At 68.2% G+C, this 24,058-nt stretch carries 24 protein-coding genes; 12 read left to right on the plus strand and 12 right to left on the minus strand.

Translation table 11 applies throughout. The features are described from left to right. The first annotated feature begins 124 nt into the window (after window positions 1-124). Window positions 125-562: an Lrp/AsnC family transcriptional regulator gene (locus tag ASF63_RS01065; RefSeq protein ID WP_200933949.1), complete on the plus strand. Its 438-nt coding sequence runs from the start codon at window positions 125-127 to the stop codon at window positions 560-562. Between the two features lie 71 nt (window positions 563-633). Here the strand turns inward: ASF63_RS01065 and ASF63_RS01070 are convergent, their stop codons facing one another. Beyond that, window positions 634-1,284, minus strand: coding sequence for an HAD-IA family hydrolase (locus ASF63_RS01070; RefSeq protein WP_056508574.1), 651 nt, complete (start codon window positions 1,282-1,284; stop codon window positions 634-636). A gap of 121 nt (window positions 1,285-1,405) precedes the next feature. On the opposite strand from ASF63_RS01070, the gene ASF63_RS01075 reads away from it, so the two are divergent. Continuing rightward, window positions 1,406-2,512, plus strand: coding sequence for a DUF998 domain-containing protein (locus ASF63_RS01075; protein ID WP_056508576.1), 1,107 nt, complete (start codon window positions 1,406-1,408; stop codon window positions 2,510-2,512). Between the two features lie 27 nt (window positions 2,513-2,539). Here the strand turns inward: ASF63_RS01075 and ASF63_RS01080 are convergent, their stop codons facing one another. After that, complete coding sequence (locus tag ASF63_RS01080) at window positions 2,540-3,394, minus strand: MurR/RpiR family transcriptional regulator (protein ID WP_056508579.1); 855 nt, start codon at window positions 3,392-3,394, stop codon at window positions 2,540-2,542. Window positions 3,395-3,472: 78 nt separating this feature from the next. On the opposite strand from ASF63_RS01080, the gene ASF63_RS01085 reads away from it, so the two are divergent. The 4 genes from ASF63_RS01085 to ASF63_RS18980 all read left to right on the plus strand — a co-directional run bounded on the left by ASF63_RS01085 (window position 3,473) and on the right by ASF63_RS18980 (window position 6,454). Further along, complete coding sequence (locus tag ASF63_RS01085) at window positions 3,473-4,402, plus strand: N-acetylglucosamine kinase (RefSeq protein WP_082477769.1); 930 nt, start codon at window positions 3,473-3,475, stop codon at window positions 4,400-4,402. Then, window positions 4,392-5,327 (plus strand): N-acetylmuramic acid 6-phosphate etherase, encoded by a 936-nt coding sequence (gene murQ, locus ASF63_RS01090; RefSeq protein ID WP_056508583.1) that lies wholly within the window; start codon window positions 4,392-4,394, stop codon window positions 5,325-5,327. The genes ASF63_RS01085 and murQ overlap by 11 nt, the downstream gene beginning before the upstream one ends. 169 nt (window positions 5,328-5,496) lie before the next feature. Next, complete coding sequence (locus ASF63_RS01095) at window positions 5,497-6,162, plus strand: SDR family oxidoreductase (protein WP_056508585.1); 666 nt, start codon at window positions 5,497-5,499, stop codon at window positions 6,160-6,162. Between the two features lie 28 nt (window positions 6,163-6,190). After that, on the plus strand, window positions 6,191-6,454 hold the full coding sequence (locus ASF63_RS18980; protein ID WP_157534205.1) for a hypothetical protein: 264 nt from the start codon (window positions 6,191-6,193) through the stop codon (window positions 6,452-6,454). Here ASF63_RS18980 and ASF63_RS01100 read toward each other — a convergent pair. Both ASF63_RS01100 and ASF63_RS01105 read right to left on the minus strand, forming a co-directional pair. Next, the gene (locus tag ASF63_RS01100; RefSeq protein ID WP_157534206.1) at window positions 6,380-6,703 is read right to left on the minus strand and encodes a DMT family transporter; all 324 of its coding nucleotides are present in this window, start codon (window positions 6,701-6,703) and stop codon (window positions 6,380-6,382) included. The two genes, ASF63_RS18980 and ASF63_RS01100, sit on opposite strands and share 75 nt — an antisense overlap. Next, window positions 6,700-7,071, minus strand: a complete 372-nt coding sequence (locus tag ASF63_RS01105; RefSeq protein WP_056508587.1) for a DMT family transporter — start codon at window positions 7,069-7,071, stop codon at window positions 6,700-6,702. The genes ASF63_RS01100 and ASF63_RS01105 overlap by 4 nt, the downstream gene beginning before the upstream one ends. A 204-nt stretch (window positions 7,072-7,275) precedes the next feature. Between ASF63_RS01105 and ASF63_RS01110 the strand changes: the two genes are divergently transcribed. Together ASF63_RS01110 and ASF63_RS01115 are read left to right on the plus strand one after the other, a co-directional pair. Beyond that, window positions 7,276-8,724 carry a glyceraldehyde-3-phosphate dehydrogenase gene (locus tag ASF63_RS01110; RefSeq protein WP_056510101.1) on the plus strand — a complete coding sequence of 483 codons (1,449 nt, stop codon included), beginning with the start codon at window positions 7,276-7,278 and terminating at the stop codon, window positions 8,722-8,724. A 144-nt stretch (window positions 8,725-8,868) separates the two neighbouring features. Then, the gene (locus ASF63_RS01115; protein ID WP_056508588.1) at window positions 8,869-9,930 is read left to right on the plus strand and encodes a winged helix DNA-binding domain-containing protein; all 1,062 of its coding nucleotides are present in this window, start codon (window positions 8,869-8,871) and stop codon (window positions 9,928-9,930) included. 21 nt (window positions 9,931-9,951) lie between these two features. Here ASF63_RS01115 and ASF63_RS01120 read toward each other — a convergent pair whose 3' ends face one another. After that, window positions 9,952-11,394, minus strand: coding sequence for an XRE family transcriptional regulator (locus ASF63_RS01120; protein ID WP_056508590.1), 1,443 nt, complete (start codon window positions 11,392-11,394; stop codon window positions 9,952-9,954). A 109-nt stretch (window positions 11,395-11,503) separates the two neighbouring features. Here ASF63_RS01120 and ASF63_RS01125 point away from each other — a divergent pair, with 109 nt between their 5' ends. Beyond that, window positions 11,504-13,366, plus strand: coding sequence for a phosphoenolpyruvate carboxykinase (GTP) (locus ASF63_RS01125; protein ID WP_056508593.1), 1,863 nt, complete (start codon window positions 11,504-11,506; stop codon window positions 13,364-13,366). 153 nt (window positions 13,367-13,519) lie between these two features. On the opposite strand, the gene ASF63_RS01130 is transcribed toward ASF63_RS01125, so the two are convergent. Further along, window positions 13,520-15,403, minus strand: a complete 1,884-nt coding sequence (locus ASF63_RS01130; RefSeq protein ID WP_056508594.1) for an ABC transporter ATP-binding protein — start codon at window positions 15,401-15,403, stop codon at window positions 13,520-13,522. A 78-nt stretch (window positions 15,404-15,481) separates the two neighbouring features. Next, window positions 15,482-15,688 (minus strand): hypothetical protein, encoded by a 207-nt coding sequence (locus ASF63_RS01135; protein WP_056510103.1) that lies wholly within the window; start codon window positions 15,686-15,688, stop codon window positions 15,482-15,484. A 93-nt stretch (window positions 15,689-15,781) separates the two neighbouring features. Here ASF63_RS01135 and ASF63_RS01140 point away from each other — a divergent pair, with 93 nt between their 5' ends. Further along, complete coding sequence (locus tag ASF63_RS01140; RefSeq protein ID WP_056508596.1) at window positions 15,782-16,813, plus strand: S66 peptidase family protein; 1,032 nt, start codon at window positions 15,782-15,784, stop codon at window positions 16,811-16,813. Between the two features lie 72 nt (window positions 16,814-16,885). On the opposite strand, the gene ASF63_RS01145 is transcribed toward ASF63_RS01140, so the two are convergent. Next, window positions 16,886-18,346 (minus strand): MFS transporter, encoded by a 1,461-nt coding sequence (locus ASF63_RS01145; protein WP_056508598.1) that lies wholly within the window; start codon window positions 18,344-18,346, stop codon window positions 16,886-16,888. A gap of 149 nt (window positions 18,347-18,495) precedes the next feature. Here ASF63_RS01145 and ASF63_RS01150 point away from each other — a divergent pair, with 149 nt between their 5' ends. Continuing rightward, window positions 18,496-18,993 (plus strand): metallophosphoesterase family protein, encoded by a 498-nt coding sequence (locus tag ASF63_RS01150; RefSeq protein ID WP_056508600.1) that lies wholly within the window; start codon window positions 18,496-18,498, stop codon window positions 18,991-18,993. Beyond that, window positions 18,990-19,511 carry a hypothetical protein gene (locus ASF63_RS01155; protein ID WP_056508601.1) on the plus strand — a complete coding sequence of 174 codons (522 nt, stop codon included), beginning with the start codon at window positions 18,990-18,992 and terminating at the stop codon, window positions 19,509-19,511. The genes ASF63_RS01150 and ASF63_RS01155 overlap by 4 nt, the downstream gene beginning before the upstream one ends. Before the next feature lie 9 nt (window positions 19,512-19,520). Here the strand turns inward: ASF63_RS01155 and ASF63_RS01160 are convergent, their stop codons facing one another. The 4 genes from ASF63_RS01160 to ASF63_RS01175 all read right to left on the minus strand — a co-directional run bounded on the left by ASF63_RS01160 (window position 19,521) and on the right by ASF63_RS01175 (window position 24,038). Beyond that, window positions 19,521-19,886, minus strand: a complete 366-nt coding sequence (locus tag ASF63_RS01160) for an HNH endonuclease (protein ID WP_056510105.1) — start codon at window positions 19,884-19,886, stop codon at window positions 19,521-19,523. 72 nt (window positions 19,887-19,958) lie between these two features. After that, entirely contained in the window at window positions 19,959-21,701 is a 1,743-nt protein-coding gene (locus tag ASF63_RS01165; protein ID WP_056508603.1) for a glycoside hydrolase family 35 protein, read from the minus strand. Between the two features lie 64 nt (window positions 21,702-21,765). Further along, window positions 21,766-23,124, minus strand: coding sequence for an ABC transporter substrate-binding protein (locus ASF63_RS01170; protein WP_056508605.1), 1,359 nt, complete (start codon window positions 23,122-23,124; stop codon window positions 21,766-21,768). 68 nt (window positions 23,125-23,192) lie between these two features. Next, complete coding sequence (locus tag ASF63_RS01175; protein WP_056311840.1) at window positions 23,193-24,038, minus strand: carbohydrate ABC transporter permease; 846 nt, start codon at window positions 24,036-24,038, stop codon at window positions 23,193-23,195. Window positions 24,039-24,058: the final 20 nt, after the last annotated feature.

The following is a 24,058-nucleotide window of genomic DNA, read 5'->3' on the forward strand; positions in this document are numbered from 1 at the left end:
GAGGCCAGCTTGCCCCGCACGCGACAATCGTCCAAGAGCATTCATCGGATCGTGGACGGATGCGCGCAGCTTGCTGTTCTTCGTGCCAAAATGTCAGAATTCCGTGACCGGACGAAGGGGTGCCATGATCACGCTGGACGAGACCGATGACGCGATCCTCGGCGAGCTGAGACGCGACGCCCGCGCCTCGATGACGTCCATCGCCGAGGCGGTGCACATCTCGCGAGCAGGAGCGCACGCGCGCATCAAGCGACTCACGGATGCGGGCATCATCACCGGCTACTCGGTGCGCACAGACCCGGTGCTGCTCGGGCACCATGCGAGCGCGTACGTCACGCTGGCGATCGAGCAGGCCACCTGGCAGGAGGTCAGCGTGCGACTGCGGGCGATCCCCGAGATCGAGCACATGGCGCTCGTCGGCGGTGACTTCGATGTGATCCTGCTCGTGCGGGCGAGCGATGCCCGAGACCTCCGACGCATCGTCCTCGAGGACATCCAGGCGATCCCGTCGATCCGCTCGACGCGGACGACACTGATCTTCGAGGACTTCACCCTGATCTGAGCGTCTGCGCGAGCATCACCGGCAGCGGGCTCGCGATCTCTCGTCTGCAGGGACCACGAGGATCCGCGGCGTCACCTCAGGTGCAGTTCGAATCCGTCCGCGGTCGGCACCACAGCGACCTGGGTGAGGTCGTCGACGTGGAAGGTCGGCTCGTGCGAGGTCGCGTGCGAGCCCACACCGATCACACGCATGCCGGCTGCGTGAGCCGCCTGGATTCCGGCGCCCGAGTCTTCGAACACCACGCAGTCGGCGGGATCGACACCCAGCAGCTTCGCGCCCAGCAGGAAGCCCTCCGGATGCGGCTTCGACGCGGACACATCCTCGGCGGTCACCGTGAGCGCAGGCACCGTGAGCCCGGCCTGTCCCATGCGGGCGTTCATCAGCGTGACGTCAGCAGAGGTCACGATCGCGTGAGGGTGAGGGAGCAGCGCCTCGAGCAGAGTGTCGGCACCCTCGATCGCGACGACGCCGTCGACGTCTTCGCTCTCGTTCGCCAGCATGACGGCGTTCTCCCGGATGTTGATCTCATGATCGCGCTCCGGCAGCATGATCGCCATGCTCTGATGGCCCTGACGACCGTGGACGACGCTCAATACGGTCGCGGGGTCGATCCCGTGCGGTTCGGCCCAGGCCAGCCACAGGCGTTCGACGACGGCCGTCGAGTCGACGAGGGTGCCGTCCATATCGAGCAGGGCGGCGCGGGCGCTGAGGGTCTCGGTCATCTTCTCAGGGTACTTGCGGGGGAAGCCTCGGATGATCGGGCGCGGTCAAGACCGGGCTCGGAACGGGCCCGCCGGCGTGCTGCCGAGAGCGAGGCTTCTATGATGTCGACGGAGGTCGGATATGAGGGCTGTCGGCGAGAAGGTCATGCGGGTACTGCGTCAGCTGCGCGGGCCCGATACGTCCGACTCCGTCTTCGAGGCGACCGCACTCATCGTCGGCGCGGTCTTCCTGCTTCTGGGGTTCGCGATCGGCTTCCCGGTGTTCTGGGGGCGGGAGATGGCGATCAGCGGCGCCGGGTCGATCGGTTCGTTCGCGGCATACGGCGGCGCAGTGACAGCGGTCCTGGCATTCGTGCTCGGCAGGCTCCTGGTTCGGCCGGCGGAGGTGACGCCGGACGGCACTCGCGATGGGTTCAGCGTTCCCGGCGATCGGCTGCGCTGGTACGACCTCGCGGCGATCGCGTTCGCGCACGCGGCGATCGCCTATCTCGGCTGGCTCGGCATCGCCGAGCTGTTGGAGCGCAGCTTCACGGATGCCCCGGTGTTCCCGTTCCCCGGAGCCGTCCTCGTCGCGGTGGCTTTCGCGCTCACCGCCTACGTGACCTTCCTCAGCGCCGTCGCGCTGACCCCTACCGTGCTGTCGCTCGTGCTCGCCGTCTTCCTCGTCGTGGGGGCGTTCGCCGCGATGCTCGCCTCGAGTGATGTGCACTGGTGGCGTGACAACCTCTCGGCGCTCGGCATGAGCACGAACAGTGCCTCGCTCGCCTTCAACGTCACGCTGATCATCGCGGGGGTCATGATCACGACGATCTCGCGCTATGCGACCGCGGGGCTGCCGATCGACGACCCCGCCGATCGGCGAGGGCGGTTCATCGTGCGCGGCGGCCTGATCCTGATGGGCATCTTCCTCGCATGCGTCGGCATCTTCCCTGTCGACGAGTTCTTCCTGGTGCACAACACCGTCGCGACCGGCATGGTCGTCGCCTTCGCAGTGATCGTCGTCGGACTGCCGTGGTTCCTGCGCGCCATCCCCCGGGTGTTCGTGGTGTTCGGCTGGGTCTACGTGCTCGTCATCGTCCTGCTCGCGGCGTTCTTCGCCGTCGGGTACTACAACCTCACGGCCGTCGAGTTGATCGCCGCAGTGCTGATCTTCAGCTGGATCATCGTGTTCCTGCGCACCGCTGGTTCGGTCGGCACCGATCGTCGCAGCGATCCCGTGGCCGCCTGAGAGGTAGGCGGAGACGTGGCCTGCGGCTCAGCGCAGTGTCTGGGTTGCTTCGGCTGTGCGCTGCAGTGCGTGCACGGAGTGGGCGTGGCGCTTCTGCGCGACCCCGACGAAGAGACAGTCGACCAGGGCGAGTTGCGCGATCCTGCTGACCATTGCGCCTGCGCGGAGGCGCGGTTCACGGGCGTGACTGAGCAGTGCGTGGTCCGCCTCTGAGGCGAGGGGAGAGCCGGATGCGCCGGTGACGCCGATCGTGGTGCTCGCCGCCGACCGTGCGGTCCGGAGGAAATGCAACGTCTCGCGGGTCGTGCCCGAGTGGGAGAAGCCGATAGCCACGGTCTTCTTGGCGCCGAGCGCGGCTGCAGCGCTCGCCTCGTGCGCATCGGTGAGCACGATCGCCGCATGGCCGATGCGCAGGAGTTTGTGGCCGAGGTCGGCCGCGACGAGACCGCTCGCGCCGATGCCGAAGAGCAGGATGCGGTCGGCTTCGTCGACCGCATCCACTGCTGCAGCGAGTACGTCGTAGTCGACGCCGGCGATCGTCTCCTCGATCGCGAGAAGCTCGAGCGCTGCCACCTTGGCGGTCGCCTCCTGGAGGGAGTCCGCAGCAGAGATCTCGGCGCCGAAACCGGCCGACGACGGGAACTGCACGGACTCTCGCCCGAGTTCGGCGGCCAGCGCCATCCGCAGCGCCGCGTATCCGTTGATGCCGATCGCTCGGCAGAAGCGCACGACTGAGGCGACCGAGGTGGCGCATCTCTCGGCGATCTCGGTGATGGTGCTGTCGACGACGATCGTCGGGTCGTCGGAGATGGCGCGGGCGATACGCGCGAGTGACGGCGGGAGCTTCTCGGCCGCTGTCGCGATCGTCGTCTGGATGCTCATCGCTCTCCTGCGTGTGGCGTATGGGGGTGCTGATGAACAATTATTTCATGTCGTGCGCTCGGTGCGTAGACTATTTCCATGTCTTCACCATCCGCCGTCGTGGCCGTCGATCTCGGCAAATCGCGGTGCCGCGTGGTCGTCTCGGAACCGGATGCGGTCATGGGCGGGCAATCCATCCGTCGTGCGCTTCGCGACGGCGTCGGTGCGCCCGGCCTCGCCGCAGCCGGCGGCGTCGCGGCCGCGCTCGACTCGATCCTTCCGCTGACGGCTGATCTCGACGTGCCGATCTCGTCGATCTCCGTCGGCGCTGCCGGCGCCTGGACCGCGCCGATCGCGGCATCCGAACTCGCTCGGCGACTCGCCGACGCGCGGGGCGTCCCCGCCGCCGTGACGTCGGACGTCGTCTCGGCGCACGCCGGTGCCCTCGACGGCGACGCGGGAGTGCTCCTCATCGCGGGCACGGGCGCGGCCGCCCTCGGGATCGACGCCGGCAGCGCCACGCTCGTAGACGGGTGGGGGCCGGAACTCGGCGACTTCGGCAGCGGGTCGTGGCTCGGGCGCGAGGCCCTGCGTGCGGTGCTGCGAGCATCCGTCGGCGTCGGGCCGAGCACCGATCTCACGGACGCCGTGGCCATGCCGATCGGCGCACCGTCCGCGATCCACAGCTGGCTCGCTCAGGACGACGGCCCTCTGCCCCGACGCCTCGCGGCACTGGCCCCGCTTGTGCTCGATGCCGCGGAGTCCGGCGACGGCGTCGCCACCGAGATCACCGCAGAGGCGATCCGCCTGCTCACCGCCTCAGCGGTCGCCGCATCGTCGCGCACCGATCCGGTGGCGCTGCACGGCGGCCTCACCGAGCACGTCTGGTTCCGCACCGGGATCGAAGACGCCCTGCGCGCGGCTGGACAGAACGTCGTCGCCTGCGCCGGTGATGCTCTCGACGGCGCGCTGCTCATCGCAGACCGCACCGATCTTCCCCATGAAAGGTTCGTCCACCGTGCCGAATGACCCCTCCAGATTGACCGACCTCCTCGACGTCCTGTCGACGCTCGGAACCGAAGCATCCTCGACCGAACGCGGCGATCTCGACCTGCTCGACACGATCGAGCTCGTGAACCGGATGAACTCCGAGGACCGCCGCGTCCCTGAGGCGGTCGCCGAACGCAGCGCCGAGATCGCCGCCGCCGTCGACGGCATCACCGCGCGCTTCCGCGAAGGAGGACGCCTGATCTACATCGGTGCGGGTACCGCCGGCCGAATCGGCGTGCTCGACGCGAGCGAGTGCCCGCCCACCTTCGGCACGGATCCGTCGATGGTCGTCGGTCTCATCGCCGGAGGCGAGACGGCGATCCGATCCGCCGTCGAGAACGCCGAGGACGACGCCGAGTCCGCGGGCCTGTCACTGGGTGAGATCGGGTTGACCGGGCGGGACACGGTCGTCGGGATATCCGCTTCCGGACGCACACCGTATGTCGTGGGAGGACTGGAGTTCGCCCGTGGGGTCGGTGCGCTCACCGTGGCGATCGCCTCGAACGCGGCGTCAGACATCGGCGCGGTGGCTGAGATCGCGATCGAGGTGGTCACGGGGCCCGAGTTCATCTCGGGCTCGACTCGCCTGAAGTCGGGGACCGCCCAGAAGCTCGTCGTGAACATGCTGACCACGCTGTCGATGATCAAGCTGGGCAAGACGCATCGGGGTGTGATGGTCGACCTTCTCGCGACGAACGAGAAGCTGCACGCCCGTTCGATCCGCACGGTCACCGAACTCACCGGTTCCACCGTCGACGAGGCCGCCGCCGCACTGGCCTCGGCCGACGGCTCGGTCAAGCTCGCGATCCTGATGCTCTCGACCGGGGCGTCGGCGGACCGCTCGGCGCAGGCACTTCGTGATGCGGCCGGCATCCTGCGCGTCGCGATCGCCGGTCTGTCGTGAGAGGCACATTCGCTGCGTGCTTCCGTCACGGGGTGCCTGACGGCCACGACGGCGCCGACCTCGGCGGGGATTCGCTCGACGGTCAGCCACTGCAACAGCAGGACTCGCCGCCGCAGCGTCCGGCATCCGCGGAGACATGCGCCTGAGACGATTCCGGTAGCGTGGCCGGATGCCTCTCGCACTCGTCACCGGCGCCGCACGGGCGAACAGCATCGCCGCCGGCATCGTCCCCCGGCTGCAGCACGCCGGCTGGACCGTCGTCACGAGCGATCTCACCGATGCCGACGTCGTCGCCGATCTCTCGACCCACGAGGGGCCCGAGGCGCTCATCGCGGAGGTCAACCGCAGCCATGGCGCGATCTCTGCCTTGATCCTCAGCCACGCGCACGATGTCCAGTCGGGCATCCTCGACACGACCGCCGAGAGTTTCGACCGTCACGTCGCCGTCAACGCGCGAGCGAGTCTGCTACTCATTGCCGCGTTCGCGAGGCAGGCAGGGGAGGACGGCGGAGCGATCGTCGCGCTGACCAGCGATCACGTCACCGGCAACCTCCCATACGGTGCGTCCAAAGGTGCGCTCGACAGGCTCGTGATCTCGGCCGCGCGTGAACTCGGCCCCCGGGGGATCTCGGCGAACGTCCTCAACCCCGGCCCGATCGACACCGGCTGGATGGACGACGAGACCCGAGATGCGCTCGCCGCCGCGACGCCACTCGGGCGCCTCGGCAGGCCAGCCGACGTCGCGGCGACGGTGGAGTTCCTGGTCTCGGATGAGGGCCGCTGGATCTCGGGTCAGCTGCTCAACACCGACGGGGCGTTCTCGGCGCGGTACTGAATCGCGCCCACTCCGTTAGCCTCGCACCATGGACGCATCCTTGCTCGTGGCTGCAGAATCCGCAACGGACATCCTCGCCGTTCCCACCGACGGCAGCGCGAGCGGACTGTGGATGGGTGCGGCGCTGGGGATCTTTCTCGGTGTCATCGCGGTGTTCGTGACGTGGTACATGATCATCGACCGCCGTCGTGACGCCCAGCGCCGTCGGCGGGAAGCGTCAGTGGGCTCCGCCGAACTCAATCAGGACCACACCCAGGGCGATCAGCGCGACGCCGATCGCCATCATGACTGAGAAGTGATCCTTGAAGATCACTCGGCCCAGGATCGCCGTGATCGCGACACCGGCTGCGGCCCACACGCCGTACGCGACACCCACCGGCATCCCCATCGCCAGGATCGTGCCGAGCAGCGTGAACGCGGCGAGGTAGCCGACCACGATCACCGGGATCCACCGCCGCCGCCGCAGGCCCTCCGATGCGCGCAGGCTGAGAGTCGCGGTCACCTCGCTCGCGATCGCGAGGACGAGGAGCGCCCAGATCACGACGCCACCTCGACCGGTGTCTCGCGTGAGTGGGATCCGAGTTCGACGAGCAGCACGCCGACCACGATCGCGCCGATCCCGATGATCTGCACCGTCCCGAGCAGCTCGCCGAAGAGCACCGTGCCCATGATCGCGGTGAGCACGACGCCGATGGCCGACCAGATGCCGTAGGCCACACCCACCGGCATGCCTCGATCCAGCACGATCGACAGCAGCCAGAGCGAGCCGGTGTAGCCGATCACGACGGGGATCAGCCACAGCGGATGGGTGAAACCCTCGGCGGCCCGCAGCGACAGGGTGGCCGTCACCTCGAGGGCGATCGCGATCAGCAGCGGTGGCCACGCGGACGGGCGGGAGGTGTCGGTCATCTGGTGCCTTTCGACGCGGGGCGTGCCCGGGGGAGAACGCATCGGATGCTCGCACGATTCCCTGTCGCCCCGGTGAACGGCGGGCGAGAGGCCGCGATTTCGGAACACTCGCGCACGGCGCGTACCCTGGATGCATCCCCCGAAGCTCACCCGGCAATCTCGCGCGCCGGCGACCTCGGCGCGCTCACACATGCAAGGACGCAGATGAACGTTACCGCCGCACCCCACGACGACTGGACGGCGAGAGAAGAGCTGGCCGAGCGGATGATCCCGCTCATCGGCGCACTCAAACGCGAACGTGACGTGGTCACCTCGCTGCACGGACACCGACTGCTGGGGCTCTCGGCCACGGGCATCGTCGAGGTGCACGATCGGGTCGCGCAGCTCGGGCACGAACGACTCGAGGTCGATGAGACCCTCGCGGTACTCGAGGGCGTCCATGAGCTCGCACCCGGCGCCTCCTCTCTCGATCTCGCCCGCCTCGTCGCAGGGCACGGCGACAGCGACCTGCCGCTCGACGCCTACCTGGCCGAGGCGCTCGCTCCCGCTGTCGGGGCGGTCGCTGCCGCACCCACCGACGTCGTGCTCTACGGATTCGGCCGCATCGGCCGGCTGCTCGCCCGCATCCTCATCGCTCACAACGGCGGAGGCAGCGGCCTGCGCCTGCGAGCGATCGTCGTGCGCCGCGGCTCGGACAACGACCTCGTCAAGCGCGCCTCGCTGCTGCTGCGCGACTCGGTGCACGGCCGCTTCGCAGGCTCCGTCACGGTCGACGAAGACGCCGAGCAGATCATCGCGAACGGCACCCGCATCCAGGTCATCTACTCCGACGACCCCTCGGCGATCGACTACACCGCCTACGACATCCATGACGCGATCGTCGTCGACAACACCGGACGCTGGCGCGACGAGGCGGGGCTCAGCCGTCACCTCGAGGCGACCGGCGTCGCGCGGGTGCTTCTCACGGCGCCTGGCAAGGGCGCGCTGAAGAACATCGTGCATGGCATCAACGACGGCACGATCGAACCCGACGACCGCATCGTCACGGCAGCCTCGTGCACCACGAACGCCATCACCCCGGTGCTCAAGGCGATCGACGAGGCGTACGGCATCGTGCGGGGTCACGTCGAGACGGTGCACTCGTTCACCAACGACCAGAACCTGATCGACAACTTCCACAGCGGTGACCGTCGTGGGAGGTCGGCCGTGCTCAACATGGTGATCACCGAGACCGGGGCCGCGAAGGCCGTCGCGCGAGCGCTCCCCGAACTCGAGGGCAAGCTCACCGGATCCGCGATCCGCGTGCCCACTCCCGACGTCTCGCTGGCCGTGCTGCACCTGAGCCTCGAGCGCCCCGCGGTCAAGGACGAGCTCAACGACTACCTGCGCCGTGTCTCGCTGCACTCGAAGCTGCGTCAGCAGATCGACTACGTCGAGAGCCCCGAGGTCGTCTCGACGGACTTCGTCGGATCACACCGCGCGGGAATCGTCGACGGGCTCGCGACCATCGCGAACGGCACCGACATCGTTCTCTACGTCTGGTACGACAACGAGTACGGATACTCCTGCCAGGTGATCCGGGTGCTCGAGGTCATGGCGGGGTCGCACCCCGTCGTGCTCCCGGAGCGTCGTGAGGTGACGCTGCACGGGTGAGGTCCACGTCGCATCGCTGGCCCGAGTCGGAGAACGCCAGGCGAGGGCGGTCGGATTCGGTGTGTCTCGCCTCGACGCGCTGACCGAACGTCGAATCGTCTGGGTTTTCCGGCGCGTGTCACGGGGGCCGGGCATGATGAGGGCATGAAGTCCGCATCCCTGCTGTCCGAGCGTCTGCGCTCGCATCGACTCACGGCACCCGCGAGCTCGGTGTCCGATGCCGCGGCGCACATGCTCGCGGTGCAGAGCCAGGACTTCACCGCCGGACGCTGGGCTCTCGCGGCGCGCACGCGCAACGAGCCGACGCTGCGCCTGGTCGATCGTGCCTTCGACCGGGGAGACCTGGTGCGGGCGTGGACGATGCGCGGAACCCTGCACATCATCCCGGCCTGCGATCTGCGCTGGGTGCTGTCGGTGACCGGCGACCGACAGCGCCAGCAAGGGGCGACGAGAAAGCGCGAGCTCGGCATAGACGACGAGATGGTCGCCGCGGTCACACGGGCGGCGCAGCCGCGGCTTCGCGACGGCGGACTCACGCGCGCCGAGATGTTCGAGGTGTTCACGGGCATAGGGGTCGACCCAGGTGGCCAGCGGGGCATCCATCTGCTCAACGTGCTCACCCTCGACGGGCTGATCTGCCAGGGGCCGGTCTCGGCTCGGGAGGGCATCGCGCGCGAACAGCGCTTCGTGCTCGTCGATCAGCACATCCGCGAGCACGCGGCTCCATCCGACCCGCTTGCTGAGCTGTTCGTCCGCTACATCGACGGGCACGGCCCCGCGGGAGTGCCCGACTTCGCCTGGTGGTCGGGGCTCACGCTCGGCCAGTCACGAGAAGCGCGCGACAGGGCCGCGGGCAGGGTGGTCGAGATCGAGGAGGGCGTGTTCGTGTCGGGCGCGCGCCCTCGCCGCTCGTCGTCTGCCGCGGCCGTGCTCGCGCTCGGGGCCTTCGACGAGTACTACATCTCGTACGCCGACCGCACGGCGGTGTGCGCTCCCGAGCATCTCGCGGCGGTCGGACCCGGCAAGAACGGCATGGTGCGCGCGACCATCATCGCCGACGGCCGGGTGATCGGATGCTGGACGCATGCGAGCGCCTCGCTGCACGCGCCGCCGGATCTCTTCGAGCCTGCGCCGGGCGACGGCGCAGTGGACGACGAGGCGGTGCGCACCGCTCTCGCCCGATTCACGCGCTTCCTCGACGGCTGATCCGGTCTGCCGCGGCTCAGGTCACTCGCTCGCGTGCCGCCCGAGGAAGTTGTAGACCTCGTTGTCGTCGACACCGGGGAAGGCGCCGCGGGGGAGCGGCGAGAACATGTGCGTGTGCACGCGCGCGCTCGGCCAGGCCTTGCCGTTCCAGCGCTCGGTGAGATCGGCCGAGGGGCGCCGACAGCAGGCCTCATCTGGACACGTCGACACGGCGCGATCCGTCGTCTCGCGTCCGCGCCACCAGCGGGCGTCATCGAAGGGCACGCCCACCGTGATCGAGAACTCGCCGTCGGTCGCGGCGCCGGTCTGGGTGGAGCACCAGAAGGTGCCGGAGGGTGTGTCGGTGTACTGGTGGTGCTCGTTCGTGCGGTTCTGCTGGGTGAACGCCGCCCGCGCCTGGAACTTGCGGCACACACGCTGACCCTCCACTGCACCGGTGACATCCATGGGCAGCGGGAGGTCGTCATTCTCGTACACCCGTGTGATCGCGCCGGTGCCGTCGACGCGGAGGAAATGCAGCGACATGCCCAGGTGCTGCGTGAGCAGGTTCGTCATGCGCATGCCCGCGGCCTCGTGCGTGACGCCGAACGCGTCGCGGAAGTCCTCCACAGCGAGGTTGCGGTCCTTCTTGGCCTGCTGCAGGAAAGCCACGGAAGCCGTCTCCGGCATCAGGCAGGATGCGGCGAAGTAGTTGATCTCGAGCCGCTGCTGCAGGAAGTCGGCGTAATCGGTGGGAGGGGTGTGTCCGAGCAGGCGGTGCGCCATGGCCTGCAGGGCCATCGACCGGAGGCCGTGTCCACCGGGGATCGACGCCGGCGGCAGGTAGATGCGGCCGTTCTCGAGATCGGTCACCGACCTGGTCGAGTGCGGCAGGTCGTTGACATAGATCAGCTCGAAACCGAGCTTCTCGGCCATGATGCTCACGGTGCGGTGCGTGAGCGCACCCTGCACGTGTCCGGCCGAGCGGAGCTGCTTCTCGGCGAGTTTCTCGATGTCCCCGAGGTAATTGTGCTGCGCGCGCATGCGCAGCCGAAGCTCGGTGTTGGCCCGTCGCGCCTCTTCGGGCGTCGCGATCGCCTCACGCTCTCGTCGCTGCAGCTCACGGTGCAGACCGAGCATCGATTCGATCGTCTCATCGCTCATTCCCTTGGTGACGCGCACGGGGGCGACACCGAGCTGGCGGAACACCGGACTCTCCTGCGCGCGTTCGAGCTCGATCTCCAACGCGGCACGGCGGTTCGGCGGCTCGCCCGAGATGAGATCCGTGACCTGAGTGTCGGTGGCCTGCGCAATGGCCTGGAGCAGCGACAGCTTCGGCTCGCGCTTGCCGTTCTCGATCAGGCTCAGCTGCGATCCCGCGACCCCGACGAGTGCGCCGAGCTCATCGAGCGTGAACCCCTTCTCGAGGCGGTGATGCCTGATGCGGTGACCGAGAGTCGCGAGGTGGATGCCGGAAGGAGCCATTCCTTGATCTTAGCGAAAGAAAAGCAATTCTTAATGGCATGAATGGCGGAAAGTCACCCTCGGACCGGAAGAAGATGGAACAAACGCCCCTCACTTCAAAGGAGTAGTCATGGCGATCGCCGAAGTCTTCACCCCCCGAGCAGCATCCGTCGCACCGGTGCGCACCTTCGGGACGGCTCCGACGTATGACACCCCTGCGATGGCCGAACTCTCCGCATGGGTCCATGAGATCGCCACCCTCACACAGCCCGCCTCGATCCACTGGGTCGACGGTTCGCGTGCCGAGAACGACTGGCTGCTGCGAGGCCTCGTCGACGAGGGCAAGCTCATCAAGCTCAACCCCGAGTGGCGCCCCGGCTCGTACCTCGCCCGCTCGCACCCCAGCGACGTCGCCCGCACCGAGGGCCGCACCTTCATCTCGTCGGAGAGCGAAGAGGATGCCGGGCCCACCAACAACTGGGCGCCGCCTGCCGAGATGCGCGAGAAGATGACCGAGATCTTCGAGGGATCGATGCGCGGTCGCACGATGTTCGTCGTCCCGTTCTCGATGGGCCCCGTCGGAGGTCCGCTCTCGCACATCGGAGTCCAGGTCACGGACAGCGCCTACGCTGTCGCCTCCATCGGCATCATGACCCGTGTCGGCGATGCCGTCACGCGTCAGATCGCCGACGGGGCGCCGTGGGTCAAGACGGTCCACTCTGTCGGTGCCCCGCTCGCCGCGGGTGAGGCCGACGTCGAATGGCCGTGCAACGACGACAAGTACATCGTGCACTTCCCCGAGACTCTCGAGGTCTACTCGTTCGGCTCCGGCTACGGTGGCAACGCGATCCTCGCCAAGAAGTGCTTCGCCCTGCGCATCGCCTCGGTGATCGCCCGCGACGAGGGCTGGCTCGCCGAGCACATGCTGCTCATCCGGGTGATCGACCCTTCGGGCAAGGCCTACCACGTCGCTGCGGCATTCCCTTCGGCGTGCGGCAAGACGAACCTCGCCATGCTGCGACCGACCATCCCCGGCTGGCGCGTCGAGACGCTCGGCGACGACATCGCGTGGATCCGCCCGGGTGAGGACGGCCGCCTCTGGGCGATCAACCCCGAGGCCGGCTTCTTCGGTGTCGCGCCCGGCACCGGCGAGTCGACCAACGTGACGGCCGTCGAGACGCTGTGGGGCAACACGATCTTCACGAACGTCGCGCTGCGGCCCGACGGAGACGTGTGGTGGGAGGGGCTGACCGACCAGGCGCCCGCGCATCTCGTCGACTGGGAGGGCAACGACTGGACGCCGGACTCCGACCGCCCCGCCGCACACCCGAACTCCCGCTTCACTGTCTCGGCCGCGCAGTGCCCGCAGATCTCCGAGGACTGGGAGGAGGCGGTGCCGCTCGACGTCATCCTCTTCGGCGGACGCCGCGCGACCAACGTTCCGCTGGTCGTCGAGGCGACCGACTGGACGCACGGCGTGTTCCTCGGGTCGAACATCTCGTCGGAGCGCACGGCTGCGGCCGAGGGCAAAGTCGGCGAGCTGCGCCGCGATCCGTTCGCGATGCTCCCGTTCTGCGGCTACAACATGGCCGACTACTTCGGCCATTGGCTGAAGGTCGGACGAGGTCTGCGGTTCGATCGAGCACCCCGCATCTTTCAGGTCAACTGGTTCCGTCGGGGCTCCGACGGCCGGTTCCTGTGGCCCGGGTTCGGCGACAACTCGCGCGTCGTCGACTGGATCATCCGCCGCATCTCCGGTGAGGTGTCCACCGTCGACAGCCCGATCGGCCGCCTGCCCCTCGTCTCGGACCTCAACCTCGACGGAATCGATGTTCCCGAGGCTGATCTCGACGAGCTGTTCTCGGTCGACACCGAGGCGTGGAAGACCGAGGCCGACCTCACCGAGGAGTTCTACGACACTTTCGGTGACAAGGTCCCGGCCGCGCTCCGCGCCGAGCTGGCGTCGCTGCGCTACAGGCTCGACAAGGCCTGACACAGACCGGGCGCCGGTTCGGGGGAGCCGGCGCTCTATGACCCCAGATCCCCCTACCCCCAGACCGCGAAGGCGGGATGGCTGAGACGAACCCATGGCTGAGTGGTCTCTGACATCCCGCCTTCGCGCATTCCTCTGGGGCGTTGACCCCGTTCAGGCGAGCAGCTGGTGGCGTGCGAGGTCGCGGTACAGCGGCGTCGACTCGATCAGCTCGGCGTGTGTGCCCTGGCCGACGACAGCGCCGTCCTGCAGCACCACGATGAGGTCGCTGTCGATGACGGTGGACAGTCGGTGCGCGATCACGATCAGCGTACGGTCGGTGGAGACCGCATCGATCGCCTCGCGCATGCGCTGCTCGTTCACGCCGTCGAGCGACGAGGTCGACTCGTCGAGCAGCAGGATCGGCGCATCGGTGAGCAGCGCGCGCGCGATCGCCAGGCGCTGACGCTCGCCGCCCGAGAGCATCACGCCGTCCTCGCCGACGGGGGCCTCGAGGCGCAGAGGGTCGCGTTCGAGCACGTCGCCCAGGTTCACGGCGCGCAGCACCTGCTCGCAGGCCTCGTCCGAGGCGTTCGGCGAGGCGAGACGCAGGTTGTCGCCGAGGGTTCCGGCGAGCGTGGGGGCGTCCTGCTCGACATAGCCGAACTGCGCGCGCAGCTCGTCGCGCGGATAGGTGCGCGAGTCGTGGCCGTAGAGACGGATCGATCCGCCCGTCGGATCGTAGAAGCGCTCGATGAGAGACAGGATCGTGCTCTTGCCTGCTCCACTGGGTCCGACGAGTGCGACGCGCGTGCCGCGGGGCACGGCGAACGAGACTCCGCGCAGGACCTCGCGCTCCGCCGGGGTGGCCGGGCCGTCGGTCGGCTCGAGGTGGGCGTCGGCGAGAAGCGTCTGCGCCTCCTTCGCAGCCGCCAGCCGTGCGGCGACCACGTTCTCGGGGTAGCGGAAGCGCACGTCGCGGAACTCGATCGCAGGGGCGTGAGGGTCCGCCTCGTCGCGAGGGAAGGAGGCGGCGATCTCGGCATCGTGCTCGGTCTCGACCGGCAGGTTCAGCACCTCCTGGATGCGGCCAAGTGCGCCGAGCGCCTGGTTCACCGAGGTGATCGCTCCGAACGTGGTGGCGAGCGGCATCACGAGCATGAACAGGAACAGGATGAACGTGATCAGCGACGCGATGGTGATGGTGCCCGCCGCGACCCTGAGGCCGCCCACGCCGAGAACGACGAGGAGCGAGACCTGCAGCGCGACGCCGGCGATCGGAACCACGAGCGATGAGATCTTCGCGATGCGCACGCCGATGCCGTAGGCCTCGGAGGCGAGGACGGACACCGTCTCGGTCTCGCGTTCGGTCGCCCCTGAGGCGCGCACGGTGCGGATCGAGCCCACGGCGCGCTCGACGCCGGAGGCGAGCTCGCCGACCTTCTCCTGCTGCGCGGTGGAAGCGGTGCGGATGCGACCGCTGAGCGCGGTGACCACGACGACCGAGGCGCCGATCACGACGACGATGAGCAGCAGCAACACGGGGTCGATCACGAGCATCGCGATCAGGGCGCCGAGGAAGAGGATCGCGCTGCCGACGGCATCCGCCAATCCCTGGGTGAGCACGGCATAGAGCAGCGTGGTGTCGGTGCCGACACGCGAGACCAGGTCGCCGGTGCGTCGGGCGTCGAACTCGCTGATCGGCAGGTGCAGGATGCGGGAGATCAGCTTGCGTCTGCTGGAGTACACGACCGCTGTGCCGGTGCGCTGCAGCAGATAGTGCTGGTAGCCGGAGATGATCGACGACACGATCACGAGACCGACGAGGATCCAGACGAGGATGCCGAGACCCTGATCGGACTGCACGGTCTCGATGAGCTGGCCGACCAGCAGCGGCTGCGCGAGCGACGTGGCCGCTCCGAACACGCTGAGCACAGCGACGACGATGAGCGTGCGCTTGTGCTCGAAGAGGAAGGGGAGGAGCTGGCGGAAGGTGGCGCGCGGACCGTCGTGCTGCGCGCCGCGTCCGCGTCGGCGTGATGTCGCCGTGCTGGACATGCGGAACCTCGTTCTGAAAGGGGGTAGTTCGACCGTACTTCGTTTCCGGACAGTTTCTGTGGATGGGCTGTATGCGGTTCAGTGCCTGCCGAACCGGCGGTGCGCCGCCTGTTTCGAGACACCAAGCGAGCTCGCGATCGCCTGCCAGGAGTATCCGAGATTGCGCGCACGGCGCACCTGGGTCTCTTCGGCCCTGGCCAGCTCACTGCGCAGGGCGGCGAGTCGGTGCAGTTCCGACAGCGGCTCGCTGCCGTCATCCTGTGCGATCGCGGTCTTCATGGTCATCATGGGCCTCCTGCGTCAATCTTTGTTGACGCATGGAGAGATGTCAACAGAAATTGACGGGCGGGGAAACGCGCGCGATGCGAGACTGGGCCGATGCTGTCTGCATCGAAACCTGTACCAGGCGACCGCGTCGCCGTCCTGTCGCCCGCTTTCGCCGCCCCTGCGGTCGCCCCGGAGATCCACGAGCAGGCTCTGCATCGACTCGAGCAGCTGACCGGACTGATCCCGGTGGAGTTCCCGACCACACGACAGCTCGATGCGAGCCCGGAAGCCCGAGCGGCCGACGTCAACGCGGCCTTCGCCGACCCCGGCATCCGCGCGATCCTCGCGACGATCGGCGGCGACGATCAGATCCTGGTGGTGCCGCACCTCGATCCCGCGGTCGCGCAAGCCGACCCGAAACCCTTCCTCGGGTACAGCGACAACACCAACATCCTCAACTGGCTGTGGGGGCTCGGCATCCGGGGCTACTACGGCGGGTCCACGGCCGTGCATCTCGGGCCGGGTCCCGCGGTCGACGACGTGCACCTGCGCTCGCTGCGAGCGGCGCTGCTCGACGGCAGCACGCTCGAGATCACCGAACCAGGCGAATCGGAAGACAACGGAAAGCGCTGGGACGACCCCCTCGCGCTCACCGAGTACGGAGACCGGATCGCGACCGAGGAGTGGACCTGGTCGGGCCCTGGAGCCCGTGTCGAGGGTCGCACCTGGGGCGGCTGCCTCGAGAGCATCGATGCGCTCGCGCTCGCGGACCGGCTGCCCACGACCTACGATCTGCGCGGCGGGATCCTGCTGCTCGAGACGAGCGAGGAGCGCCCGCCGGCGAGCTGGGTGGCTCGATGGATGCGCGGGCTGGGTGAGCGCGGGATCCTCGATGCCGTCGCCGGCGTGGTCGTGGCGCGTCCGCCGGTGAGTGATTTCGAGTTCCAGCCGTCGCCGGCCGAGGCCGATGCGCTGCGCGCGGCGCAGCGAGACGCGGTGATCGAGACGGTCTCGCGGTACAACCCCGACGCGGTCGTGTGCGTGGGAGTGCCGTTCGGTCACACGCGGCCGCAGTGGATCCTGCCGTACGGCGGAACCATGGCGCTCGACGGATCCGCACGCACGGTCACGGCCTCGTATTGAGCCCGACGTCCCTGAGCACCCGAAAGGGCGGCACCCCCGAGGAGGTGCCGCCCTTTCGCGTGAGGTGATGCGTCAGAGTTCGACCGCAGCCGCGACTCCGAGGTCGGATTCGTAGTCGTTGTCCTTCGTCTCCTTCGACAGCAGCAGCGCGATGAAGGTCAGCACACCCATCGCCGACAGGTAGAGACCGACGAGCCACGGGGCACCGTCGCCGAGCTCCCAGAGCCACAGTGCGATGAGAGGCGCCACGGCCGCTCCGAGGATCGACGAGACGTTGTACGAGATCGCGGAACCCGTGTACCGGACGTTCGTCGGGAAGAGCTCCGGAAGCAGCGCTCCCATCGGGCCGAATGTCGCGCCCATGAGCATGAACCCGAACACGAGGAACGCCTGCGCGAGTGCGCCGGTGAACTTCGGGTCCATCGCAGGGAGCAGGAAGGCGTTGAACGTGAACCCGAACACGATGATGAGCCCGGTGACCCACAGCAGCAGCTTGCGACGACCGATCGAGTCTGCGATGGGACCTGAGAGCAGCGTGAAGATGCCGAAGAACACGACGCCGACGATCTGCATGAGCACGAAGTCGGTGTAGGCGAACCCGAGACCCGGATAGAACTGCGCAGCGAAGGCCGACGCGTCGAAGTCCTTGCCCGTCGCCTCGGCAGCGGCCTGCGCGGCGGCCGACGCCGTCTCGAGCGTGGCCGGCTTCGTGCCGTACGCGAGGGTGAAGTTCGTCATCAGGTAGAAGAGCACGTAGGTCGCCAGCATGATGAACGTGCCGAGGATCAGCTGCTTCCAGTGGTGACGGAACACGGTCGCGAGGGGCAGCTTGCGGATCGCGCCCTTCTTCTCCGCCTTCTTGAAGGTGTCGGACTCGACGAGCTTGAGCCGGACCCACAGGCCGATGATGACCATGACGGCCGAGAACAGGAACGGGATGCGCCAGCCCCACGACAGGAAGGCCTCGGACTTGAGCGCGGGGTTCTCGGAGTGCGGCAGCAGCCAGTTGATGCCGAGGAACAGGAAGTTGGCGATGATGAAGCCGAGCGGCGCTCCCAGCTGCGGGAATGTGCCGTACCAGGCGCGCTTGCCCGCCGGGGCGTTCTCGGTCGCGACCAGAGCGGCGCCCGACCACTCGCCACCGAGTGCGAAGCCCTGCGCCAGTCGCAGGATCAGCAGCAGCAGCGCTGCCCACCAGCCGATCTGCTGGAACGTGGGCAGGAGCCCGATGATGAAGGTCGCGATGCCCATCGTGAGCAGAGAGGCGACGAGCGTGGCCTTGCGTCCGAACTTGTCACCGAAGTGGCCGAACACGACCGCGCCGATCGGACGGGCGACCATCGCGGCCCCGAACACGGCGAACGACGACAGCAGCGACGTCGTGTCGTTGCCCGTGGGGAAGAACAGCACCGGGAACACGAGCACTGCGGCTGTCGCGTACGCGTAGAAGTCGTAGAACTCGATCGTGGTGCCGACGAGGCTCGCCGTGATGACGCGCGAGCGCGGGTTCGCGGGCGCTGTGGTCGTACTCATGCTGCTCCTTAGATCCATGGGCCCGGTATACCAAGGCACCGGGAGATCCTACGCCTTCCTGAGTGTTTGCTGGGTGCGTGTGACGACGGCGATGACCGCGTGCGTAGAGTCGGACGCGACTCCGATGCCTATTCGAGACGGGGAAGATCGTGACAACGAGACTGCTGCTGATCGCCGACACCCATGTGCCTGCGCGCGCCAAGCGGCTGCCCGACTCGGTGCTCAGGGCCGTCGACGAGGCGGACATCGTCGTGCATGCGGGCGACTGGATCGATGTCGGCACACTCGACGTGCTCGAGTCGAGGGCGCGGACGCTGCACGGCGTGTACGGCAACAATGACGGGCCCGCGCTGCGCGATCGCCTGCCGGAGGTCGCCCGGTTCACCGTCGAAGAGGTCGATGTGGCCGTCGTGCACGAGACGGGGCAGAAGGCGCGGCGCGAGGAACGCATGGACGAGGTCTTCCCGGGCGTCGACCTGCTCGTGTTCGGGCACTCCCACATCCCGTGGGACACCGTCGCGCCGTCCGGGATGCGGCTGCTCAATCCCGGCTCACCCACCGATCGCCGTCGTCAGCCGGTCTGCACCATGATGACGGTCACGATCGACGGCGAACGGATCGACAACACGCTGGTGCCGATCGAATGACCGCCGCACCTCGCACGGGCGGCGACGCCGAGGCTCCCGCGGTCTACCGCGCCCCGATGCGATCGCGCGATGACCGGGTGCGCGGGGGGCTCGCGGTCGAGCGTGCGCTGCAGACCGGAGTCTGCGGAGTGGGAGGACGCCTCGAACGCATCCCGGATTCGCCGGTCGACGCGCTCGCCGCAGTCGATGCCGTGTTCGGCGAGCGGATGGCCCGCCGTCTGGAGAGGTTCGTCTCCGCCTCCGAAGGTTCCTTCGTCTGGACGCGCGACGTCGACGGGCTGCTGTGGCTGGGCCGGATCACCGGACCCTGGCATTACGACGCGTCGGGCGAGGCGCGAGAAGTCGATCTCGTCCATGTGCGCGCGTGCGACTGGCTCGAACGACCTGTCGAGCCGGCAGCGGTGCCATCCGGGGTGCACGAGGCGTTCGCGCGTGGCGGTCGCAACTGGCAGAGCATCACCCGCGCCGATGCCGCTCGCGACACTGCCGTCGTCTGGGACTCCCGCCGGGGCGGGTAGCGGGTCCGTTCAGTCGGTGCGGCGCAGGGCGACGAGGATCTCGGCGTATCGAGTGAGGAAGGCGCGTTCGTCGAGTCGCTTTCGACGCAGCCACGACGTGACCTCGTCGTTGCGCTTGCTCGCGTTGCACGACCCACACGCGGGCACCACGTTCTCGACGGTGTAGCGGCCACCGCGGGAGATCGGCATGACGCAGTCGCGCTGGAGAGCGACCTCGATCGCTCCGCAGTACGCGCATCCGCCCCACGCAGCCTGTAACGAGGTCCACTGCTCGGCGGTGAGGTCGTTGTCCGCCCGCGCCACGCGGCCCTGGCGTCGCTTCGCATAACGGGCGCGCGCAGCGGGCGTGGGGGTGGAGAACCTTCGGCGCGGCACAGACACACGGTACTGGGCGGATGCCCGTGCCTTCGCGATATTCCTCTGTGTCGTCCTATTCCCCGGGCCGCTCTATTCCTCGGTGTCGCCGAGAGCGAGTGCCGAGACGAAGTCGGCGGTCGGATCGATCAGGTGCTCGAGTTCCAGCACCACGAGCCTGTTCGCCCCGGCGACGGTCGCGGGTGCGGGGACGAAGAGGGTGCGCTGCGGGCCGTTTCGCCAGTAACGCCCGAGGAAGAACCCGTTGACGAACGCGTAGCCCTTGCTCCAAGACGCGGTGTCGAGGAAGAGATCTGCGGGGGAGTCGAGGTCGAAGTCCGCCACCCACGCCGACGGACCTGTCGTCGCCGCGACCGACGACTCCGCGGCGCGGGAACCGATCTCCGCGGCCAGGGCGGCGACGTCGAGCGGTGTCGAGTGCCACTCGGTCAGCGGCAGGCCGTCGAGTTCAGGCGTGCCGATGAGACCCTTCTCTTCACCGAGCCGGTGGTCGTAGTTCACACGGCCCTGCTCTTCGACGAGGATGCTGAGCGTGCGGCCGGCGGGGATGCTCAGCGCGCGGTCATGGCGTGTGCGGGAGAGCGTTCCGACGGCTTGGCCGTCGACACTGACCCAGGCGAGGTCTCGCACTTCGTCGAGCACCAGCTGACCGCCCCGGCCCTCGGGCAGAGGAACGTCGTAGCGAACGAGAGCGCTCAGGTGCTGCAGCCGATCGAACGTCTCCGGGGTCGCGGCGACGGACGCGTTGGCCTCGGCATCCGTCCATGCGCCTGCCGGACTCAGAGGCACCGAGAAGACGGGCGCGGGCTCGGCCGCGACAGGGAGCTCGTCGGGCACCGGCGCATACTTCGCGATGACGTCGCGGAACGCGAAGAACTTCGCGGTCGGGTCGCCCGCCTCGTCGAGAGGGGCGTCGTAGTCGTACGACGTGACGATCGGCAGGTAGCGACCCTTGTGGTTGGCGCCGTTCGTGAGACCGAAGTTGGTGCCGCCGTGGAACATGTAGATGTTGACCGAGGCGCCGGCGGCGAGCAGCTCATCGAGGTCGGCGGCCGCCGCTGCGACGTCGGTCGTGTGATGCACGCCACCCCACCAGTCGAACCATCCGTCCCAGAACTCCGAGCACATCAATGGCCCCGTGCGCTGGTGGCTGCGCAGGGTCGCGAGGCGCTCGGCGCTGCGCGAGCCGAACGAACCGGTCTTGTGCAGCTCGGGAAGGCTGCCGTCGGCGAGCATCCGATCTGTGGGCTGGTCGACCGTCGTGAGCGGCACCGTGATGCCGGCCTCGCGCGTGAGCGCGACGAGCGCCTCGAGGTAGGCCTTGTCCGAGCCGTAGGCGCCGTACTCGTTCTCGATCTGCACGAGCACGACCGAGCCGCCGCGGTCGATCTGCCGCGGAGCGACGATCTCGTACACCCGGCGGAGGTACTCGCTCACATCGGCCAGGTAGGTGGGCTCGGAGGAACGCAGCTCGCGCTCGCCCGCGGTGAGCCAGTTCGGCAGACCCCCGTTGTGCCATTCGGCGCAGATGTAGGGCCCTGGGCGGACGATCGCGTCCATGCCCTCGGCCTGGATCAGGTCGAGGAAGCGGCCGAGGTCGTTCCACCCCGTGGCATCCCACTCGCCCCGGCGGGGTTCGTGAGCGTTCCAGGCCACGTAGGTCTCGATCGTGTTGAGCCCCATCAGGCGGGCCTTGCGGATGCGGTCCTGCCACTGGTCGGGGTGCACCCGGAAGTAGTGGATGGCGCCGGCGATCACCTGGTGGGGGAGCCCGGCGCGGAGGAAGTCTGTCTCGCCGATGGAGAAGGAGGTCACGATGAGGTGCTTTCGATGGGAGGGCCGGACGGGGAGGGAGTCCCCGTCCGGCCCGGACGTGCGATTACTTGTTGACGGCGAAGCCCTGCGAGTTGCCGTACTCGACCAGCGCGTCCTGCCAGGTCACGAGACCCTCGTTCAGGTCGGTGCCGTTCTGGTACGACTGGCCCACGGTGTCACCGAAGATGCTGTTTCCGTAGACCTGGTAGGGCAGGTAGCTCCAGCCTTCGACGACGTCGTCGGCCGCAGCGGCGAGGACCTCGTTGATCTTCTGGCCGCCGAAGTACTCGGGCGCGTCGGCGAGGAACTCCTCGCTCGAGAGCTCGGCGGTGGTCGACGGGAAGCCGCCGGACTCGAGGAAGGTCGAGATGCTGTCCTCCGAGTTGTTCAGCCACCACAGGAAGCCGGCAGCGAGCTCCGGGTTCTTGCTCTGCGTCGTCACGGCCTGGCCGCCGCCGCCGTTCTCCGCCGTCGCCGGGGAGCCGTCGTAGGTCGGCATCGGCGCGACGCGCCAGTCACCGGCTCCGTCCGGAGCTCCGGTGATCAGGTTGCCGGGCATCCAGGCGCCGATCACGAGGGTGGCGAGGCTGCCGTCGCCGAGGGCGCGGAACCACTCGTCGCTCCAGCTGCCGTACGGGGCGAGCAGGTCTTCCTCGACGAGGCGGTTCCAGTTTTCGGTCCACTTCTTGGACCCGTCGTCCTGCAGGTCGATCGTGACGTCGGTGCCGGAGGTGGCGAACGGCTTGCCGCCGGCCTGCCAGATCATCGAGGTCGCGAAGCCGGCGTCGCCGGTGTCGTTCGTGATGTAGGCGTTCGGGTTCGCGGCGTGGATCGCCTTCGCGGCCTCGTAGTACTCGTCCCACGTGGTGGGCACGGCGACGCCTGCGGCGTCGAACACGGCCTTGTTGTAGAACAGCGCCATGGGGCCGGAGTCCTGCGGCAGTCCGTAGATCGCGTCGCCGTCGGTGACGGAGTTCCACGTCGAGGCGGTGTAGTCGTCTTCGAAGTCGGCGAAGCCGTACTGCGAGAGGTCGACGAACGCGTCGGTCAGTGCGAACTGCGGGAAGGCGTAGTACTCGATCTGCACGACGTCGGGGGCGCCCGAGCCCGCCTTGATCGCGTTCTGCAGCTTGGTGTACTCCTCGTTGTTGGTGCCCGCGTTGACCACGTTCACCTTGACGTTCGGGTACTCCTTCTCGAACGCCTCGACCTGAGCCTCGGCAGAGGGGGTCCACGACCAGTACGTGATCTCGCCGCCCTTTTCGAGGGCCGCCTCCACGGAGTCGAACGAGCCGTCGCCGGCAGCGCTGCCGCCTGAGCCGGTGTCGCCGGTGCTGCAACCGGCCAGCGCCAGCGCTGCCACGGTTCCGGCCGCGAGCACGGCGAGGGTGCGCCGTGCGGCGGGGGAGGGAAGGTGCTTCATTGCTGTGTCCTTTCGGGGGTGCGGTCCAGCGTCGGACCGACGTGTGCGGTGCGGAGGGATGCCGGGAGCTACTGCTTGACGCTTCCGGCGGTGAGACCTGACTGCCAGAAGCGCTGCAGCAGCAGGAAGGCGATGACGATCGGGATGATGGTGAGGAGCGACCCCATGATCACGAGGTTGTAGATCGGCTGGGACCCCGCGCCGATCGCCTGCGAGCTCCACTGGTTGAGGCCGACGGTGAGCGGGTACCATGCGGGGTCGGACAGCATGATCAGCGGCAGGAAGTAGTTGTTCCAGGTCGCGACGACCGTGAAGAGCGCGACGGTCACGATGCCGGGAGCGAGCAGCCGCATCGAGATCGTGAAGAAGGTGCGGAACTCGCCGGCGCCGTCGATGCGTGCGGCCTCCAGCAGCTCGGTCGGCACCGACTCCGAGGCGAACACCCAGATCAGATACAGGCCGAACGGGCTGATCAGCGAAGGGATGATCACGGCCCACGGCGTGTTCGTGAGGCCGAGCTCGCTGAACAGCAGGAAGGTCGGCACGGCGAGGGCGGTGCCCGGGACGGCGACGGCTCCGAGGACGACGGCGAACACCGCGCGGCGACCGGGGAATCGGTACTTCGCCAGGCCGTAGCCGGCCATGGTGGCGAGCAGCGTCGCACCACCGGCACCCACCACGACGTAGAGGAGCGTGTTGCCGAGCCAGCGCAGGAAGATGCCGTCCTGGTAAGAGAACGTGGCCACGAGGTTGTCGAAGAACGCGAAGTCGTCGGAGAACCACAGGCCGAACGAGCTGAAGAGTCCCGACTGCGTCTTGGTCGAGCTGAACAGCAGCCAGACGAGCGGCACGAGCGTGTACAGCGCGTACGCGACCATCACGATCAGCAGCGTCTTGGACTTGCGCGGATTCATCAGGTCGTGGCGCTTCTTCG

This window comes from Microbacterium sp. Leaf320, assembly GCF_001423485.1.
Taxonomy (GTDB): domain Bacteria; phylum Actinomycetota; class Actinomycetes; order Actinomycetales; family Microbacteriaceae; genus Microbacterium.